Raw genomic sequence first — 16,876 nt, 5'->3', positions numbered from 1 at the left:
ACTAGAACGTTTATATCGGCTCTATTTCGTCTTATATAAGCTAAAGGAGCTACTTATTAAAAAATTTACAAAAACCGGGTAAAAAGACCTAGTTAAGTACTTTCGTAAGACGAACTAGTTTGATCTTTCATACATGAATCAGTCAGATAACTCAATGTCAAATCCGAAACCAGCTGACAGCTCAACAACCTCCCGGCGCCAGTTTATTCAGGCCAGCGCTTTGGCGGCTACCAGCTTTTTCATCGTTCCACGCCATGTGCTGGGCGGTAAAGGGTTTATTGCTCCCAGCGATAAGCTCAACATTGCGGGTGTGGGCTTCGGCGGTAAAGGATTCAGCGATACGAATAACTCGTACAACAACGGAGTCAATAACATTGTAGCGCTCTGCGACGTCGATTGGAGTATGCCGCGGGTGAAAGAGAATTTTACCAAGCATCCGAACGCCAAGCGTTACAAGGACTTCCGCGAAATGCTCGACAAGGAAGGTAAAGGCATCGATGCAGTGACTGTTTCAACCGCCGACCATACCCACGCGGTAATTGCGATGGCCGCCATGCAGCGTGGCAAGCACGTTTACGTGCAGAAACCGTTAACGCACAATATCCACGAGGCCCGGATGCTGACCGAAGCCGCCCGTAAGTACAAAGTGGTAACCCAGATGGGCAACCAGGGTTCCTCGAACCCGCAGCAGAAACAGATGGTCGAGTGGTTCGATAAAGGTCTGATTGGTAACGTGCATACGGTTTACCTCTGGACGAACCGCCCCGTTTGGCCACAAGGCATTCCTGTGCCACAGGCTGCTCCAGAAACGCCCGCCGATCTGGATTGGGATTTGTGGCTCGGACCCGCTCAAAAGGTTGGCTACACACCAGCCTACCACCCGTTCAAATGGCGCGGCTGGTGGAACTTCGGTGCCGGTGCACTCGGCGACATTGGCTGCCACATCATGGACGTACCGTTCCGGGTTTTGGGGCTCGGCTATCCAACGGAAGTTGAAACCAGCGTTGGGGCCGTGTTCCTGAAAGACTGGACTCCCGAATATATTCCGGAAGGCTGTCCGCCATCCTCTCATGTGGAGCTGAAGTTTCCGGCATCGTCTAAAAATAAGTCAGCGGTTAATATGGTGTGGATGGATGGCGGCTTGCGTCCGTTCCGGCCCGACATGCTACCTGAAGGTGAACCATTTCCAGAGAATGGCGAAAACGGCGTGTTCCTGATTGGCGACAAAGGGCTGATTGCTTGCGGTATGTACGGCGATAATCCAAAACTGTACACCAAAAGCGGTCAGAAGATGGAAGCGGCCCCGAAGCCTAAAGCGGAATCAGGCGTAACGGTCTACCCCGAAAACGGTCACCAGTATCTATGGACGGAAGCCTGCAAAGCTGGCTTTAACAGCAAAGAGCACAAGGCGCTTACGTCGTCGTTCGATTTTGCAGGGCCGTTAACCGAGTCAGTACTTATGGGTAACCTGGCCATTCGCAGCTATATGGTTCGCACGCCTAAAGCCGATGGCAAGGGCTTTAATTACCCAGGCCGTAAGAAACTAACCTGGGATGGTAAGAATATGAAGATTACTAACTTCGACGAAGCCAACCAATTCGTTTCGCGTCAGTACCGCGAGGGCTGGTCGCTAACGGCGTAATGTAACCAGGACTAGGTCTAGGCTACGCAAAGAACCGCTCAGTTGGGCGGTTTTTTGCGTTTCAGTCTACTTGATAACTAGAATAAACAACGATCATTATACCACGGTTGTGTTGTCAAACTCAACGTATCGACAGCATGAAGCGGATAGTAGGCTGGTTAGTGATCGCGGGCATGATGTTAGCCTGTGGTGGAGAGAATACATCGTCAAATGTACAGACGCCAGGGGGCGAAAAATCGGGCAAAACAAAAGTGCTCGAAGCGGGGGCTGCCGCCATTCAGGATAAAACACCCATCAACAAACTGACTATTTACCTCGACGGCTTTCACTTCTACAATGGGCAGCTAGACGGCCAGATGGAAGCTCATCACTATTGCTCCAAGTTAAACGAAGATCTGACCCAGTGCGTCATTTTCGACGGTAACGGCGATAGCGCCAAGATCATGGGCGTCGAATACATTGTCTCCGAAAAGCTCTTTAAAACGCTGCCCGCCGACGAAAAGAAGCTTTGGCACAGCCACCGGTTTGAGGTCAAAAGCGGTGACCTGATTGCGCCCGGCCTGCCCGATGTGGCCGAGCATGAATTGATGGAGCAGGTTGTTTCAACCTACGGGAAAACCTGGCACACCTGGCACACGGACCAGGATCTTGAATTACCTTACGGCAACCCGGCCTTAATGATGGCTTTCGTTAAAGACGGCCAGTTGAAACCAAAGCTGGCCCAAGACCGCGATAAACGCTTTGGGATCTCGATGCAGGAAAAGCGTAAACAACGCGAAGATATTAAAGCGCCACCTGTTCAACCCGGTGCAGATTCCTGGCAAACGGGCGAGACCATTCAACTCCCTGCGCTGACAGGCCACAAGCATGAGCACGTCAAGCAAAGTAGTTTTAAGGATGAGAAGAAGTGAATTGTGTAGCACAGACTTTAGTCCGCTCTAGTCAGTTCCCAAGCTAGTACTTCTCCAAACTAAAAGGTAGAAGAAGGATACAATTGAAGTTGTCTGGGCCAAGCTCCAGCTTGGCCCGAGAACAATTGATGGAGTTCTTTACACAGGCCAAGCTGGAGCTTGGCCCAGACAAGACGCATTTTATTGGCTACAAATTAAATTGGTTGAGTACTCGTAGCTTATAGCTGTCGTATCGATAAACAGAATAAGGCCTGTGCTACACCCTGCCCTTACTTCACTAGTAACCGGGTCACCATAGTACGCAGCCGCTCATGAGCAACGTAGGCCCAGATGAGCAGCATGTACATTGAAAAATCCTGGTACGAAACGGGCAGCGGGGTACTGTTGAAATAATACTGGGTGGCCGTAAAGTCAAGCGTTGGCGTGAATCCTACTAAATTTTCGTAACCTAACATGAGCGTCAGGCCAAGGGCGTAAAATAGGTATTGAGGTTTGCGCACAGCCCACAAAATACCTGCTACGGCCGTAGCGGCAAATCCTAAATAATGCTGCCAGGTCAATAATAAGTCGGTGGTAGAAGCCACATAAACAGAATAGCTTTGAACAGCTATCAGTACGCCTAAAATGAGTCCATAGCCATAAAACTCTTTTAATTGAGGACGCTGCATAAAACGATTGATTGAGTGAAGAGGATTTTTACGAATTATAAAAATACGTTTAAAACGGTAACGCAGATCGATTAAATCGAATTAATTTTTCTTAACCCCTTCATTAAAAAATACTACCAATCCGTCTTTACCAGCCACCACAATGTCTTTGCGGCCGGTTTTGTGCAAATCAGCAATGGCAAAGTAAATTCCGGTACCCTTGCCCGCACCGGCGGGTCCGTAAGCAATATCATGTTTGATAAACTGCTTTTTAGCAGCGTCCCACATAAAGTAATATAAACCTACGGGATCATCTGAACCAGGGTCATTGTCGTTATGAGCCCGGAAACGTTTACCGGTTAGTAACTCAGGCCGACCATCGCCGGTGATGTCTACCCACTCCATGCAATGGTACTGCGAGTTCTTATCGTCGATCAGGTGTTTAGTCCAACCGCGCTTTCCGTTGCTGTCGCGGGTTTGTTCGTACCAGTGTAAACCATAACCGTGGCCCTGCCCCACAATCAGATCAGTGCGTTTGTCGCCGTTGACGTCCGTTACGATAATGGGGACGCTGGCAGTTCCGAGTGCAAACTCTTTGTGTAATATCCATTGACCCGCACTTCGGTCAGCAGGGGCTTCGAGCCAGCCATCGCTGACAACGAAATCACCCCGACCGTCGGCGTTAATATCGCCAAAACCCAGTCCATGGCCCTGGGTGGGTGCTATGTTAATGGTTTGAAACTGATGCGGTGCCGTTAATTTCAAGTACTTCAGCGGATGGCCAGGGTTATTAGGGACGATTTCTAACGTACCATCACCGTCAACATCCCAGGCGCGGGTCGTTTCAACGTTGCCGACTTTAGCTATCTCATGAACGGGCCACATGCCTGCCTTTGCGGGGTTTTCGAGCCAACGTAACGTTTGTCCAAACCAGCCGCCCGTCACAAAGTCGACTCGTCCGTCGGCGTTTACATCCATTGGGATCGTCGAGAAATCGTCGTAGTACTGGTCTTGCCGGGTTTGGCTACCAATCAGATGCCGACGCCGGAAACGCGGTCCTTCATACCAAAAGTCGCCTGAAACAATATCCAGCGTATCATTTTTGTCAACGTCGTACACCGCAACGGTTTCGTAACTTTCAGCCGCTACAAAATACCGCCTGAATTGCAAATCTGGCTGGGGCGCGGGTGTATTAAGCACGGAAGACGAATACACAAGAATCAGGCATCCTATTCGCGGGATTATATTCATAATGGTTTCAATTAAGCCGAGATACGATCCATCAGCCCAAGTTGATCAATACGTAATCGTATCAACACGATAAATTGTAATTTAGGCCTTTTCCTACTCATGCAATGGCTGGTCGCTTGCTTTTGATTTTATTCGCTTTACTCGGTTGTCAGACACTTCCGCCCTTTCGATACAGCGGTCCTAAGCTAGAGGGCGTCAATCTAGTGGCTCCGCCCCGTCAACCCGACTCAACGGCGCTGGCTCCGGTTCGGGCTATGGGAGGTGATTGGGTCGCCATTGTCCCCTACGGCTTCTGCCGTAAAGGCGATCCGCATTTTTATTTCAGCGAAAATCGAAAGGAGAAAAACAACTGGCAGTGGTGGGGCGAAACGACGGCTGGTGTCGCAGGAACCGTACGAATGGCCAAGATGCAGGGACTAAAAACGATGCTGAAACCACATGTGTGGATGCAGGGTGGCTCACACCTGGACCTTGAGTTTACGAACGACGCCGACTGGCAAACATTTGAACACGACTACGCGCAATACGTACTTCATTTCGCCAAACTAGCCGACTCACTCAAAGTTGACCTATACTGTATCACTACCGAACTCGACCGCTTTGCCATAGCCCGTCCTGATTTTTGGCAGAAACTGATTGGCCAGGTCCGGCAAGTTTACAAAGGCAAGCTAACCTACGCAGCCAACTGGGACCGTTACGAAAAGATACCTTTCTGGAGTCAGTTAGACTACGTTGGGGTCGATGCTTACTTTCCCCTATCGGATGATCGGCAACCGGCAACGTCTGACTTAATACAAGCCTGGAAGCCGCATTTAAAAGCGCTGAAGAAGACGAGTGACCGGCTTCAAAAACCAATTCTGTTTACGGAGTTTGGCTACCGAAGCTGCGAGTACAGCGCCCGACGTCCGTGGGAATCTGAAACGGATTGCGTCCCAAATTCAACAGTGCAAGCAAACGCTTACTCGGCCCTATTGGAAGCCGTTTGGCCAGAACCCTGGTTTGCTGGTGGCTTCATCTGGAAATGGTTTATGGACACTGATTTACGCCATCGTGAGCGCGACCAGTATAGCCCACACGGAAAAATGGCAGAGAAAGTGGTGAAGAGCACCTGGGCGCACTAACAAACTATAACACAGAGATGCGCTGAGTATAGCGAGATACACAGAGGTCTCTACGAATCTTATTACGCTCGTTATTATAAGATCGTTTCTCTCTTCTGGTTCCGTAAATCAGCCAACCAATGCCTTTCGGTAGGAGCTGGGGGTCTGGCCCGTTACGGCCCTAAAAGTTTTGTTGAAGTGGGATAAATTATTGAAACCAACGGTGAAACCAACATCAGCGACTGTTCGGGATGATTGCAGCAGTCGCCGGGCCTGGTTAACGCGGTATTCATTGACGAAGTCGGTGAAGGTCAGGTGCGTCATACGCTTGAAGTAGCGACAAAACGCCGGAACTGTCAGGCTAGCTAAGTCGGCCACGGCCTGAACATCAACGGGCTCAGCATAGTGCTGCTCTACGTACTGACAAACCCGGTTGATGCGCTCCTGCTCTTTTGGATTAAGATCAAACCGAACGCCATCGGCATGAAGTAGTTCAGCATCGCCAGCAGTAGCCAGCTGCTGTAGTATTTGAAGTAAGGCCATGAAGCGCTCAAACGGCGGTTGATCAGGCAGTTGCATCAACCACGGAGCCACCCGTCGTTTAGTTTCCGCGCCAAATACAAGTCCCCGGTGCGCTCGTTCAAATAAGCGCCGAACCGTGGCTAATTCGGGTTTTTGCAGGAAGGCGTCACCCATAAAGTCCTCCCGCATCTGCACCACAATCTCTTCGTACTGACCTTCTTTACCGTAACTAAAATTCAAGTGCGGCAGATTTGGCCCAATGAAGGCCAGTTCACCCGATTCATACCGCGACACATTCGTACCAATACGTCGCTGACCGTCGCCACCCGGGATGTACACAATCTCGTATTCCGGGTGGTAATGCCAGTAAACGCCACAGGTCTCAACTTCGGTGTGGTGGATGACCCGGAACGAGCTCCCGGCTTCAGGCTCTATTTTTTCAAATTGAAGTTTCATACGTGTGGCTGGCTGGACTACCAGTGAAACCGATATAGCGTTTTAAACGTTTATTAGGCAACGGGTTACTCTCAAAAATCATGACAAACCGAATGTATGTAATTGCGCTAAGTCTGCTGTTTATGGCAGGTTGCGTTCAAGGGCAATCGAATGATTACGCCTTTGCCAAACTACCCGCTCCCAAACCTGGTGAAGCTGTGGCTACTTTTGCAGGCGGTTGCTTCTGGGCAATGGAAGAAGGCATGAACCAGCTCAAGGGTGTCCGCGAAGTTATCTCCGGCTATGCCGGTGGAAACGTCAAAAACCCTACCTACGAACAAGTTGGTACAGACCAAACGGGCCATGCCGAATCGGTTCAGGTGTATTATGACCCCAAAGTCATTACGTATGCCCAACTGCTCGACGCCTTTTTTGCGGGCCACGACCCTACAACCCTCAACCGCCAGGGGCCCGATGTAGGCCGTGACTATCGTTCCGTTGCTTTCTACCGAACTCCAGCTGAGAAGGCTGAAATTTTAGCCGCTATCAAGCGTACAAACGAATCAAAACACTATCCGAACCCGGTGGTAACAGAAGTAGTCCCTTTCACCGCCTTCTACCCGGCAGAGAATTATCATCAAAACTATTTTGCCCTGCATCCCGATCAGCCATATATTCAGCGGGTGTCGTTACCAAAGGTTGAAAAGTTACGTAAAGCTATGGTTGGACATCTCAAAAATAATACGTCGTTAACAATGAATTAACCTGTTCGTAAGCTAAACGGTCAATACAGCATTAGCAACGGACAATATATTAACAATGTAGCCGGTATGTACCGGCTATTTTTGTGTTATGAATACGACAGCTATATTCGATCGACCACGCCGGAATTTATTCTTACGCAACCTGCTGACTATTTTCCTGCATCCACAGGCACTAGCCGTTGGGTTAGTGTTTGCCTCAGACAGTATTTTGCTGGGCAGTTGGGTGGCTCATATTCCATACGTTAAAGCGAAATTACAGCTTTCAGACGGTGACCTGGGTCTCTTGCTTTTCGCCATGCCTCTTGGCTTAATCATTATGAACCCGGTAACCGGCTGGATCATTGCCAGAATTGGCGAAGCCCGCTCCTGCTTCTTGTCAGCTATTGCCTTGTCGTTGGCAGTTTGTATTCCTATTAATGCGCCCAATGCGGCCGTTATGGGGCTTGGTTTGTTTTTGATGGGTATTGCAGCGGCTTTAATCAATGTCGCTATGAACACCAGTGCTACTAATCTGGAGCGGGCCGAAGGTATCACTATCATGTCGTCGTGCCATGGTATGTGGAGTTTGGGAGGGTTGTTTGGTTCAGGCGTTGCCGGAGCGGTTATTGCGATGCACGTATCGCCACAAGTACACGTACTGGCGATGGCCGGTTTGATTTTGATTCTAACGTTCTTTTTGAAGCCTCTTTTGGCTAAGATTCCTTCTAGTAGCCGCACAGAATCGGGGGAAAAAACGGGATCGTCCTTTGTGCGCCCTAATCGCGACCTGCTATTTATGATTCTGATCGGCCTGGCAGTTGCCATGGGCGAAGGCATTGCCCTCGACTGGAGCGCGGTCTACCTTCGTCAAACGCTGGGGGCCAGCAGTCAGATTGCGGCCTTAGGTTTCGCCAGCTTTTCGTTAACGATGACCGTCTTTCGCTTTTTCGGCGACTCGTTCATACCTAAGATTGGCGGCAAACGCTGGTTGTTCTTCGGCGGCATACTAGGCGCAATCGGTTTGTTTGTCGCCATTGCCCTCCCCTACCCTGCAACGGTCTTACTAGGTTTTGCGTTATTGGGCGCGGGCTGTTCGCTTGGTGCTCCCATCCTGTACGGAGCGTCTATGCGTGTACCGGGTATTCCACCAGCGGCTGGCTTAGCCACTTTTGCTACCTTCAGCTTTATTGGCTTTCTGGCAGGGCCACCAGTCATTGGGTTTGTTGCCGAAGCCTTTGGCTTATACTACGGATTAGCCTTCGTTGCCATCATACTTCTTATCTCGGCAGGTCTGGCGCGGCTTGTTAATTTGTTTTAAAGCTGACGTGAATAGTTTTGCTGACCAGCTATTGCTATGGTATCTGGCCTGGTTTTGTATGTAAATTTGTAGTATTACTGTCTCAACAGATTCAACGGAGCCATGCCAGTAGCTGTAGTAACTGTACCAAAAAAGCGGAGAAAACCGGGTGTGCCGTCTTATTTGATTTACGAAACACTGAATGGACGTCCCCTCTATCGACGGGGATACCGCGACGTGATAGCCGGCAAAAAAAAACCCGCCGAAATAATGGGAAGTAGTTCATTACAAGCCATGCTCGTGTCACTTATACATGGTTTCTTATTCACTAACATCAACCGGAAGCAATATCTATTAGTAACTAACGAGTCTGGTGTTCACTTAGACAAGGGAAGTAATCTTTCAAATGATATTGCGATTTTTGACAGATCCTCCAATTTGACCCTGAATGAAAAGTATTTTAATGTTCCCCCCATTATTGCCATTGAGGTAGACGTCAATATCGAACCGGAGGAATTTGAAGGCAAAGAGTCGGGCTACGTGCACGAGAAAACGGAACGCCTGCTCGACTTCGGTGTCGAACGAGTCATCTGGATTACGACCCAGCCTAAGAAAATTTTTGTAGCCACCCGCACCGATCCCTGGCTCACCCAAAACTGGGATGCCGACGTGCCTGTACTCAATGACGTAGTATTAAATCTAGCTGGGCTACTGACGGAGGAGGGTATTGAGTTTAAGTAAGTAAACCTGTCACCAATTATTGAGAAGAAAATGTTCTCGGTGGTACTGAAGATACTGCCTAGCTAATCGGTGATTTGGCTTAGCAAAAAGCATTCCCTCAAGACCTATCAAACTCAAGTTATCAGCGATACCAAATCCCCCAAAATCAAACATGACATGATGGTTGGGGCACAGGCATAGAATGTTGGCGATCACATCAGGCCCATCATGAGGGCGGCCTAATGGCTGTATGTGTGCAGCCTCAGCATACAAACCGCTGTTGGTCATCACCTGCGTTTGGCACACTTGGCATTGATATTCATAGAGCTCTTTAACATAAGTAGCCAGCTTTGTATTTCGCAAGACCCGTTGAATGGTTGATGTAATTCGCTTAGAAGTTCCGTATTCCGGCTGGTCGTCATGAACCACGCTAAGAGCCGTAATCGTTTCAATTTTGATTAAACGAAAACGCCATACGTAAAATCCCGACTTTCCTTTCTCGCGCCAGTAAGAATCAACTCTGAATAAACCATCATATCGATAGCCTTGAGTTGGAGAGAAAGATGACTTATGGTTATAGCCACGAACAACTCGCACTGGCAATCCACGCTGACAGTTAAGAGCCAAAGCTAGATTCTGCTTGACAAGTTGTTGATCGGCTACTTGTAAACCAGACTCTAAACTGCGCCCTCCGTGACCGGTATAGATAATTATGTCGCCTAAATCTTCGTCATCTTCGTATCCTCCGGACAACACAATCGAGTCAGCACCTTCTGCTTGTGAACCGCTGATTCCAGCTTGTAAAGGTCGATGTACGCCATATTGTGATAAAAAGAAGCGATTCTCAAACTCGCTACCTTCTGGAATACCTGGAATATCGCCGAAGATTCGCTCTGCCATTAATGATCGTGATTAAGTCCTCGGATGTCTGTTCGTTGTCTGGACGCCAATAATTTTCTAGTCTCTACACAAATGAAAAGCTCCGGCACCACGTAAGATAGTGTACCGGAGCTTTTTATTTGAATTTGGATTACAATCCCAACACCTTCTTATTAAAACCTTCGTCTGCACCGGTTCCGGCGAAGTCGTCGAAAGCCCGTTCGGTGACGCGGATAATAGTTCACGTCAGACTCACTTCTTTATCAACTAAAGCGACTTTGAAGCTCACATTGGCCTTTAGGGCTTTAAACACTTTTAGAATAGTCTCGACGGTAACGTTATTAGCGTTACGTTCAAGTTTTGAGATTTGTGCTTTCTGTACACCGACTAAATCACCTAACTGCTCCTGGGTTAGATTGCGCTGCTGTCGGGCTGTTTTAATCATTTCGCCTAACAATTCTAACTTCAATTCAAATTCATATTCATCACGCGTTGGCGTCCCCTCCTTGCCAATCAGTTCATCTTTAATTTGAGCAAGTGAGTATGTTTTTATCTTGTTTGTGTCCATCGCTTTAATTCTCTTCAAAATAGGCCTGCCTTAATTTTTCGGCTCTTTCCAATTCGTTACCCGAAACTTTGTCCGTCTTTTTCACAAAACCATGCGTCGAAATTACCAGCGTTTCACTCTTGTCGCTTTTATCCCAAAACGCTAATAAACGGTAATGAGAACCATTGTATTTGGTCCTGAACTCCCAGATAGTATTCGTCAGTTTCTTAAACAGTTTAGGATCATTCAGTATCCTTGCTTTATCAATGTTGTATAAAATCTTGGTTCGTGTTTTCTCGTCAAGACTTGCTAGAAACGTTCGTGCATCCTCCAAAAACAATACATCAAATCTTTCTTCCATTGGTGGGTTAGGTAACAGCTCAAATATAGACAAAGTTTCCCTATATGGAAACACAATAAAAAAGTGTCGGGTTAGATAGCCGACACTTTTTATTAAACATAATAAGCTTTCTACAATCCCAACACCTTCTTATTAAAACCTTCGTCTGCACCGGTTCCGGCGAAGTCGTCGAAGGCTCGTTCGGTGACGCGGATGATGTGATCAGCAATGAACGGCGCTCCTTCAGCGGCTCCCTGTTCGGGGTGTTTCAGTGCACACTCCCATTCCAGCACGGCCCAACGGTCGTAATTGTACTGCGCCAGTTTAGAGAAGATCCCCGAGAAGTCGACCTGACCATCGCCCAGCGAGCGGAACCGACCAGCCCGCTCAACCCAGCCCTGATAGCCTCCATACACACCCTGCTTACCCGTCGGATTAAACTCGGCATCCTTCACGTGGTAGGCGTAAATGCGCTCGTGGTAGAAATCGATGAATTGCAGGTAGTCGAGCTGCTGCAATACGAAGTGACTCGGGTCGTAGTTAATACCGGCCCGTGGGTGATTGTTTGTATGCTGCAGGAACATCTCGAACGTAATACCGTCGTGCAGATCTTCACCGGGGTGCAGCTCGTAGGCCACATCAACACCCGCTTCGTCGTAGGCATTCAGAATGGGAATCCAGCGGTCAGCCAACTCTTTGAAGCCTGTCTCGACCAAACCCGCTGGTCGTTGCGGCCAGGGATAGATAAACGGCCAAAGCAGCGCCCCCGAAAACGTGGGACTAGCCTTTAGCCCAAGATTTTTGCTGGCTTTAGCCGTCATGATCAACTGGTCAACCGCCCAAGCCTGCTGCTCTTTTGGCTTGCCCGCTAACTCAGCTGGCCCAAACCCATCGAACATCGGCCCATAAGCCGGATGCACAGCCACTAACTGCCCTTGCAAATGCGTAGCAAGTTCGGTAATCTCTACGCCTATTTCGGCCAGCTTACCTTTATACTCATCGCAATACGTCTGACTTTCAGAAGCTTGCTTGAGATCGATCATGCGTGGATCCCAGGTTGGAATCTGGATGCCCTTATAGCCCAGATCAGCCATATATTGGGCAATGCTTTCAAGCGAATTAAACGGGGCCTGATCACCCAAAAACTGCGCCAAGAATATGGCGGGTCCTTTCATTGTTTTCATTCTTATGCGATTGGGGTTTGAGGGGCTGAATGGGAATATACCATTAGACACCCTTTTTTATCATCAGCAATAAAAGCGACGAAATCACTGGCACGATCAACAAAAAGAGACACAACTGCCTGGTTACTCAAGTTGCCGGTACGTAGCCAGATAATTTTAGGCGGGAACCCTTTTACAGAACCTATTGCCGGAATGTCCTTATCGAAGGTAACAACCGTGTAATTGTTCTGCAGCGCATATTCCCAAATTTGGTAATCGTCGGCGTTGTAAAGTCCACATTCTCGAACGCCTATAACTTCCGGGAACGTGGACTTCAACTGTTTAACCACACGAAACGAAATATTCTGGTCGAGCAACAATCGCATCATGCAGCCATCAGCATTGTACCGTTATCACGATCGGCTGCAAACAGTAACGCGGCTTGAATATCTTCACGAGTGAGCTCGGGAAAATCATCAATAATTTCTTGCACTGTTCTACCAGCCCCTAGCCACCCCAAGATGTCACCTACGGTAATTCGCATTCCTCGAATACAGGGCTTACCACCACGCTTGCCAGGTTCAATTGTGATAATATGATTGTACTTAGCCTGATACTGCATGACTTACAAAAGGTTAGTAATTATATCAAACAATATGCTTACACTTCCACCCACGCCTGCTTGCGATTGCTTTCCAGGATTTTCTCGCAGATGAGCAGTTCGCGGTAACCGTCGGCAAAGGTTGGGAAGGTTGGGGTTTCGGGTTGTTTTCCGGCCGCAACCGCGTCGTAAACCTCTTTGAACAACTGCTTCGACGTATCCGGAAAACCTTCGTTGTGCCCACCAGGGAACGAAATTACCGACCGTGCTTCTGGATAAACCAGCGATGGATCACGCATGAACGATTCGTTGGCGCCGTCGCGGTTACCAATCCACATTTCATTCGGTGCTTCAGAGTTCCAGGCAAATGTTTTTTTCGAGCCAGCAATTTCCAGCTTCATCTGATTCTTGCGACCAGCCGACACCTGCGACACCGTAATGACGCCCCGGTTACCATTGTCAAACTTCAGCAGCACGTTGGCATGGTCTTCGGTATTGATGGGCACGTCGGCATAATCTTCGGGTTGCAGCATTTTTCCCGAATACGTTTCTACCGGCTTCAACGGCTTCTTACGTACCTTATGAATGGTATTAAAATCAGCCATGACCGCAACCGTTTTCAGACCCGTAATGTACTCAAGACTGTCCATCAGGTGCGAACCAATGTCGGCAATCGCCCGCGAGTCGCCTGATTTATCGGGTTCCAGACGCCAGTTGTAATCCGTGTCGTAAAAAAGCCAGTCCTGCAAGTATGATCCGATTACAGAATACACATCCCCCAGATCGTCTTTCTCCCGCATAACCTTCATCTGCCGAATCAGCGGGTAATAACGCAGGTTGAAATGCACGGCGTTAACTAAACCCGTTTCTTTGGCCAGTTGTACAAGCTCTTCGGCTTCATGAAGGTCCTTCGCCAGTGGTTTTTCGCAAACGACGTGTTTGCCTGCCTGCAAAGCGGCTTTCGACTGTTGGTAGTGCAGGAAGTTCGGTGTACAGATGTGTACCACCTGAATGTCGTCCATCTTGAGCAGATCGTCGAACGTACAAGCGCGTTCAATACCAAGTTGATCGGCTTTCTGACGAGCCAGTTCAGGGGTTACTTCGCAAAGCGCCAGTACATTTGTGTTAGGCAAGCGACGGAGGGCTTCGATGTGCGCGGGTCCGATGAATCCGGTGCCTACTACACCGACATTGATTTTTTGCATTGGTTTGGGATTAAAATAGAAACACAGAGAACACAGAGTTTTAGCACGGAGAACACGGAGCTTTTCTCTGTCTGCTCTGTTGAAACTTTGTGCTCTCTGTGTTAAAAAAGTTACTCAACAAACTTCGTCCACTTTTTAGAATCGTCTTTACTCGAGGCAATAACGGTGTCGATGAAGGCTAATCCGCGAACGCCATCCTGAACGCTCGGGAAGTCATAGAGCGGGTCAGCCTCGCGGCCTTCCATGTGCGCTTTAACCGCGAAAGCAAAATTGCGGTAAATATTGGCAAAGGCTTCAAAGAAACCTTCGGGGTGACCAGCCGGCAGTCGAATGTGCGCTTTGGCTGCGGCTGAATTATTACCTACGTTGGGACGTATAATACGTTGGCCTTCCTGGGTTTTATACTTCAATGTGTTTGGCTCCATCTGATGCCACTCCAGGCCACCTAACTCACCGTAAACGAAGATCTTGAGCGAGTTTTCCTCCCCATTAGAAATCTGGCTGGCATGTAAAACGCCCTTAACGCCACCTTCAAAACGTAACAACACGTTACCATCGTCGTCGAGCTGACGGCCGGGTACGAACGTACTGAGGTCAGCGCATAACTCTTCTATTTTGAGCCCTGTAATGTACTCAGCCAGGTTTTCGGCGTGAGTACCAATGTCGCCCATGCAGCCAGCCGCGCCCGAGCGAGCGGGGTCTGTACGCCAGATCGCCTGCTTGTAGTCGTTGTGTTCTTCGTCTTTCGACAGCCAGCCCTGCGGGTACTCAACGACAATTTTACGCAGTGGCCCGAGGATACCGTTACGCACCATGTCGCGGGCTTCTTTCACCATCGGATAGCCGGTATAGTTGTGCGTCAGGCCAAAGACGAGCCCGGTCTGTTCGACAATCTGCGCCAGGTCTTTGGCCTGCTGCAAGTTCAGCGTCATCGGTTTGTCGCAGATAACGTGAAACCCGTTTTCGAGCGCCATTTTGGCGGGCGGAAAGTGCATGTGGTTGGGCGTTACGATAGACACGAAGTCCATCCGCTCGCCCTCGGGCAATTCTTTTTCCCGCAGGATCATTTCCTCAAAACTGGTATACACCCGATCGTCGGGTAGGTAAAGCGCCTTCCCGGTTTGTTTTGACTTTTCGGCAGACTGGCTAAAGACGCCACACACCAGTTCAATTTCATTGTCCAGCACGGCGGCACGGCGGTGAACGGCTCCTATGAAGGCGTCGAGACTACCCCCGATCTGGCCCATGCGCAATTTTCTGTGCATTGGTATAGAGTTGAGTTTATAAAGGATGATTATGAGCGGCTTGCTGGTTGCCGCACCTTCGTCTTTCCAATAGTTAATCGGCCTGATAAAGACGAGGTCTGCAAATTTGACGTTATGTCAAGGATAATTAACCATGAACCTACTCTAATTTTTGCGGCCGGAAATTAGTGGTTTTACTTTTTTTTCGGAAATTTTGCACAAATGCGGCTATCCAGCGGGGAGTTTATCCCGATCGATGTCTTTAGTTTTAATAAACCGACAACCACTAAATACCCTTCTTACAGAATATGAACCCAACCATCGATCGATCAATAAGCTCAGCGGTCAATCCTTCCCGACTGTTTCTAGCCAGCTGTTTTGCCCTCATCACGACAGCCTTTTCGTTTAGTATCCGGGCTGGAATTCTACCTCAACTTGGTAATGATTTTGGATTGTCCGCCGAGCAACTGGGATTTATTAACTCCATGTGGTTTGTTGGCTTCCCCATTGCCATGATTGTCGGCGGACTAGTTTATCACTCCGTTGGCCCAAAGGTGATCATGTCGGTGGCCTTTGTAGCTCATACGCTGGGGATTCTGCTAACTATTTACGCTGGTGGTTACTCGACCCTGCTCATCTCAACCTTACTAATTGGTATTGGTAACGGTTGTACTGAAGCGGCCTGCAACCCCCTGATTGCCGATATGTACTCCGGCTCAACGATGAACAAGATGCTAAACCGGTTCCATATGTGGTTCCCCGGCGGCATTGTAGTGGGCAGTTTGATTTCCAAGTTTATGACCGATGCGGGTTTACCCTGGCAGGCTCAGATTTGGATCATCATGATCCCGACGCTGATTTATGCGTTTCTGTACTTTGGCCAAGTTTTTCCGAAACCAAGGGTCGAAGGTGTAACGTCGTTGGCCAAAAATTTTCAGGCTATGCTAACCCCGCTGTACCTGTTTATATTTTGCTGTATGGCATTAACGGCCATCTCAGAATTTGGCCCACAGCAGTGGGTAGGCTTAATTATGAGCAAAAGCGGAGCTAGTCCAATGTTGATCTTGGCGCTTGTAACGGGACTCATGGCCGTTGGACGTTATTTTGGTGGCCCTATCATTCACCGGCTCGATCAAACCGGCGTATTGCTGGGAGGGTCTATCTTCGCTACCCTCGGCATTTATCTGTTTAGCACGCAAACAGGCGGTATGGCCTATGTTGCCGCCGTTTTCTTCGCCATTGGCGTGTGTTATTTCTGGCCAACCATGATCGGTTTTGTGGCCGAGCGTATTCCGCTGAGCGGTGCTTTAGGTATGTCGATCGTTGGGGGAGTCGGTATGTTTTCAACCTCTATCTTCCAGCCAATTATTGGTCGATGGATTGACGCGGAGCGGGTTGAAAAAGCGTCTGCCAGTTTATCGGGCGATGCGCTGGAATTGGCGGCTGGCCAGGCGACTCTGGCTAAAATGACTACATTTCCAATTATCCTGATCGTTGCCTTTACGTTCCTGTTCTTCTGGATGCGCAACCGAAAATCTCCTGGTCACGGTAATGAGAGCGCTGCTCTGAAACAGCCTCAACTGTAAGTTTTCGATTCATAGAACCAATCGTTTAGAAGCGCCAGAGCTG

18 protein-coding genes are annotated in these 16,876 nt (G+C 48.9%); 7 read left to right on the top strand and 11 right to left on the bottom strand.

Features of this window, described 5'->3' with window-relative positions; genetic code table 11:
- Window positions 1-133: 133 nt before the first annotated feature.
- Entirely contained in the window at window positions 134-1,642 is a 1,509-nt protein-coding gene (locus tag ACFSUS_RS08350; protein WP_381521481.1) for a Gfo/Idh/MocA family protein, read from the top strand.
- A 137-nt stretch (window positions 1,643-1,779) separates the two neighbouring features.
- Window positions 1,780-2,553 carry an OBAP family protein gene (locus ACFSUS_RS08345; RefSeq protein WP_381521480.1) on the top strand — a complete coding sequence of 258 codons (774 nt, stop codon included), beginning with the start codon at window positions 1,780-1,782 and terminating at the stop codon, window positions 2,551-2,553.
- 269 nt (window positions 2,554-2,822) lie between these two features.
- Here ACFSUS_RS08345 and ACFSUS_RS08340 read toward each other — a convergent pair whose 3' ends face one another.
- Window positions 2,823-3,221, bottom strand: coding sequence for a hypothetical protein (locus ACFSUS_RS08340; protein WP_381521478.1), 399 nt, complete (start codon window positions 3,219-3,221; stop codon window positions 2,823-2,825).
- A gap of 81 nt (window positions 3,222-3,302) precedes the next feature.
- The gene (locus ACFSUS_RS08335; RefSeq protein ID WP_381521477.1) at window positions 3,303-4,451 is read right to left on the bottom strand and encodes an FG-GAP repeat domain-containing protein; all 1,149 of its coding nucleotides are present in this window, start codon (window positions 4,449-4,451) and stop codon (window positions 3,303-3,305) included.
- A gap of 104 nt (window positions 4,452-4,555) precedes the next feature.
- Between ACFSUS_RS08335 and ACFSUS_RS08330 the strand changes: the two genes are divergently transcribed.
- On the top strand, window positions 4,556-5,572 hold the full coding sequence (locus ACFSUS_RS08330) for a glycoside hydrolase family 113 (protein WP_381521475.1): 1,017 nt from the start codon (window positions 4,556-4,558) through the stop codon (window positions 5,570-5,572).
- Window positions 5,573-5,680: 108 nt separating this feature from the next.
- Here ACFSUS_RS08330 and ACFSUS_RS08325 read toward each other — a convergent pair whose 3' ends face one another.
- Window positions 5,681-6,529: a helix-turn-helix domain-containing protein gene (locus ACFSUS_RS08325; RefSeq protein WP_381521473.1), complete on the bottom strand. Its 849-nt coding sequence runs from the start codon at window positions 6,527-6,529 to the stop codon at window positions 5,681-5,683.
- Window positions 6,530-6,609: 80 nt separating this feature from the next.
- Between ACFSUS_RS08325 and msrA the strand changes: the two genes are divergently transcribed.
- From msrA to ACFSUS_RS08310, 3 genes are all read left to right on the top strand, one after another.
- Complete coding sequence (msrA, locus tag ACFSUS_RS08320; RefSeq protein ID WP_381521471.1) at window positions 6,610-7,272, top strand: peptide-methionine (S)-S-oxide reductase MsrA; 663 nt, start codon at window positions 6,610-6,612, stop codon at window positions 7,270-7,272.
- An 88-nt stretch (window positions 7,273-7,360) separates the two neighbouring features.
- Complete coding sequence (locus ACFSUS_RS08315; RefSeq protein ID WP_381521469.1) at window positions 7,361-8,569, top strand: MFS transporter; 1,209 nt, start codon at window positions 7,361-7,363, stop codon at window positions 8,567-8,569.
- Between the two features lie 417 nt (window positions 8,570-8,986).
- Entirely contained in the window at window positions 8,987-9,289 is a 303-nt protein-coding gene (locus ACFSUS_RS08310) for a hypothetical protein (RefSeq protein ID WP_381521468.1), read from the top strand.
- A gap of 9 nt (window positions 9,290-9,298) precedes the next feature.
- Here ACFSUS_RS08310 and ACFSUS_RS08305 read toward each other — a convergent pair whose 3' ends face one another.
- The 8 genes from ACFSUS_RS08305 to ACFSUS_RS08270 form a co-directional block, all read right to left on the bottom strand.
- Window positions 9,299-10,168, bottom strand: coding sequence for a YDG/SRA domain-containing protein (locus tag ACFSUS_RS08305; protein WP_381521466.1), 870 nt, complete (start codon window positions 10,166-10,168; stop codon window positions 9,299-9,301).
- A 220-nt stretch (window positions 10,169-10,388) separates the two neighbouring features.
- Complete coding sequence (locus ACFSUS_RS08300) at window positions 10,389-10,715, bottom strand: helix-turn-helix domain-containing protein (protein WP_381521464.1); 327 nt, start codon at window positions 10,713-10,715, stop codon at window positions 10,389-10,391.
- A gap of 4 nt (window positions 10,716-10,719) precedes the next feature.
- Window positions 10,720-11,055, bottom strand: coding sequence for a type II toxin-antitoxin system RelE/ParE family toxin (locus ACFSUS_RS08295; protein WP_381521462.1), 336 nt, complete (start codon window positions 11,053-11,055; stop codon window positions 10,720-10,722).
- Window positions 11,056-11,165: 110 nt separating this feature from the next.
- On the bottom strand, window positions 11,166-12,218 hold the full coding sequence (locus ACFSUS_RS08290) for a sugar phosphate isomerase/epimerase family protein (RefSeq protein WP_381521460.1): 1,053 nt from the start codon (window positions 12,216-12,218) through the stop codon (window positions 11,166-11,168).
- 2 nt (window positions 12,219-12,220) lie between these two features.
- A complete protein-coding gene (locus tag ACFSUS_RS08285; protein WP_381521459.1) occupies window positions 12,221-12,586 on the bottom strand; it encodes a DUF5615 family PIN-like protein in 366 nt (121 codons plus the stop codon).
- Window positions 12,583-12,819, bottom strand: coding sequence for a DUF433 domain-containing protein (locus tag ACFSUS_RS08280; RefSeq protein ID WP_381521457.1), 237 nt, complete (start codon window positions 12,817-12,819; stop codon window positions 12,583-12,585). Before ACFSUS_RS08280 ends, ACFSUS_RS08285 begins: the two co-directional genes overlap by 4 nt.
- A gap of 38 nt (window positions 12,820-12,857) precedes the next feature.
- Window positions 12,858-14,003 carry a Gfo/Idh/MocA family protein gene (locus ACFSUS_RS08275; protein WP_381521456.1) on the bottom strand — a complete coding sequence of 382 codons (1,146 nt, stop codon included), beginning with the start codon at window positions 14,001-14,003 and terminating at the stop codon, window positions 12,858-12,860.
- A gap of 110 nt (window positions 14,004-14,113) precedes the next feature.
- Window positions 14,114-15,250 (bottom strand): Gfo/Idh/MocA family protein, encoded by a 1,137-nt coding sequence (locus ACFSUS_RS08270; protein WP_381521907.1) that lies wholly within the window; start codon window positions 15,248-15,250, stop codon window positions 14,114-14,116.
- Between the two features lie 305 nt (window positions 15,251-15,555).
- Here ACFSUS_RS08270 and ACFSUS_RS08265 point away from each other — a divergent pair, with 305 nt between their 5' ends.
- Window positions 15,556-16,833, top strand: a complete 1,278-nt coding sequence (locus ACFSUS_RS08265) for an MFS transporter (protein ID WP_381521454.1) — start codon at window positions 15,556-15,558, stop codon at window positions 16,831-16,833.
- Window positions 16,834-16,876: the final 43 nt, after the last annotated feature.

Source organism: Spirosoma soli (assembly GCF_042684525.1).
GTDB lineage: Bacteria > Bacteroidota > Bacteroidia > Cytophagales > Spirosomataceae > Spirosoma > Spirosoma soli.
The sequence above is the reverse complement of the archived record's forward strand: the minus strand, read 5'-3'. Positions and strand labels throughout refer to the sequence as shown.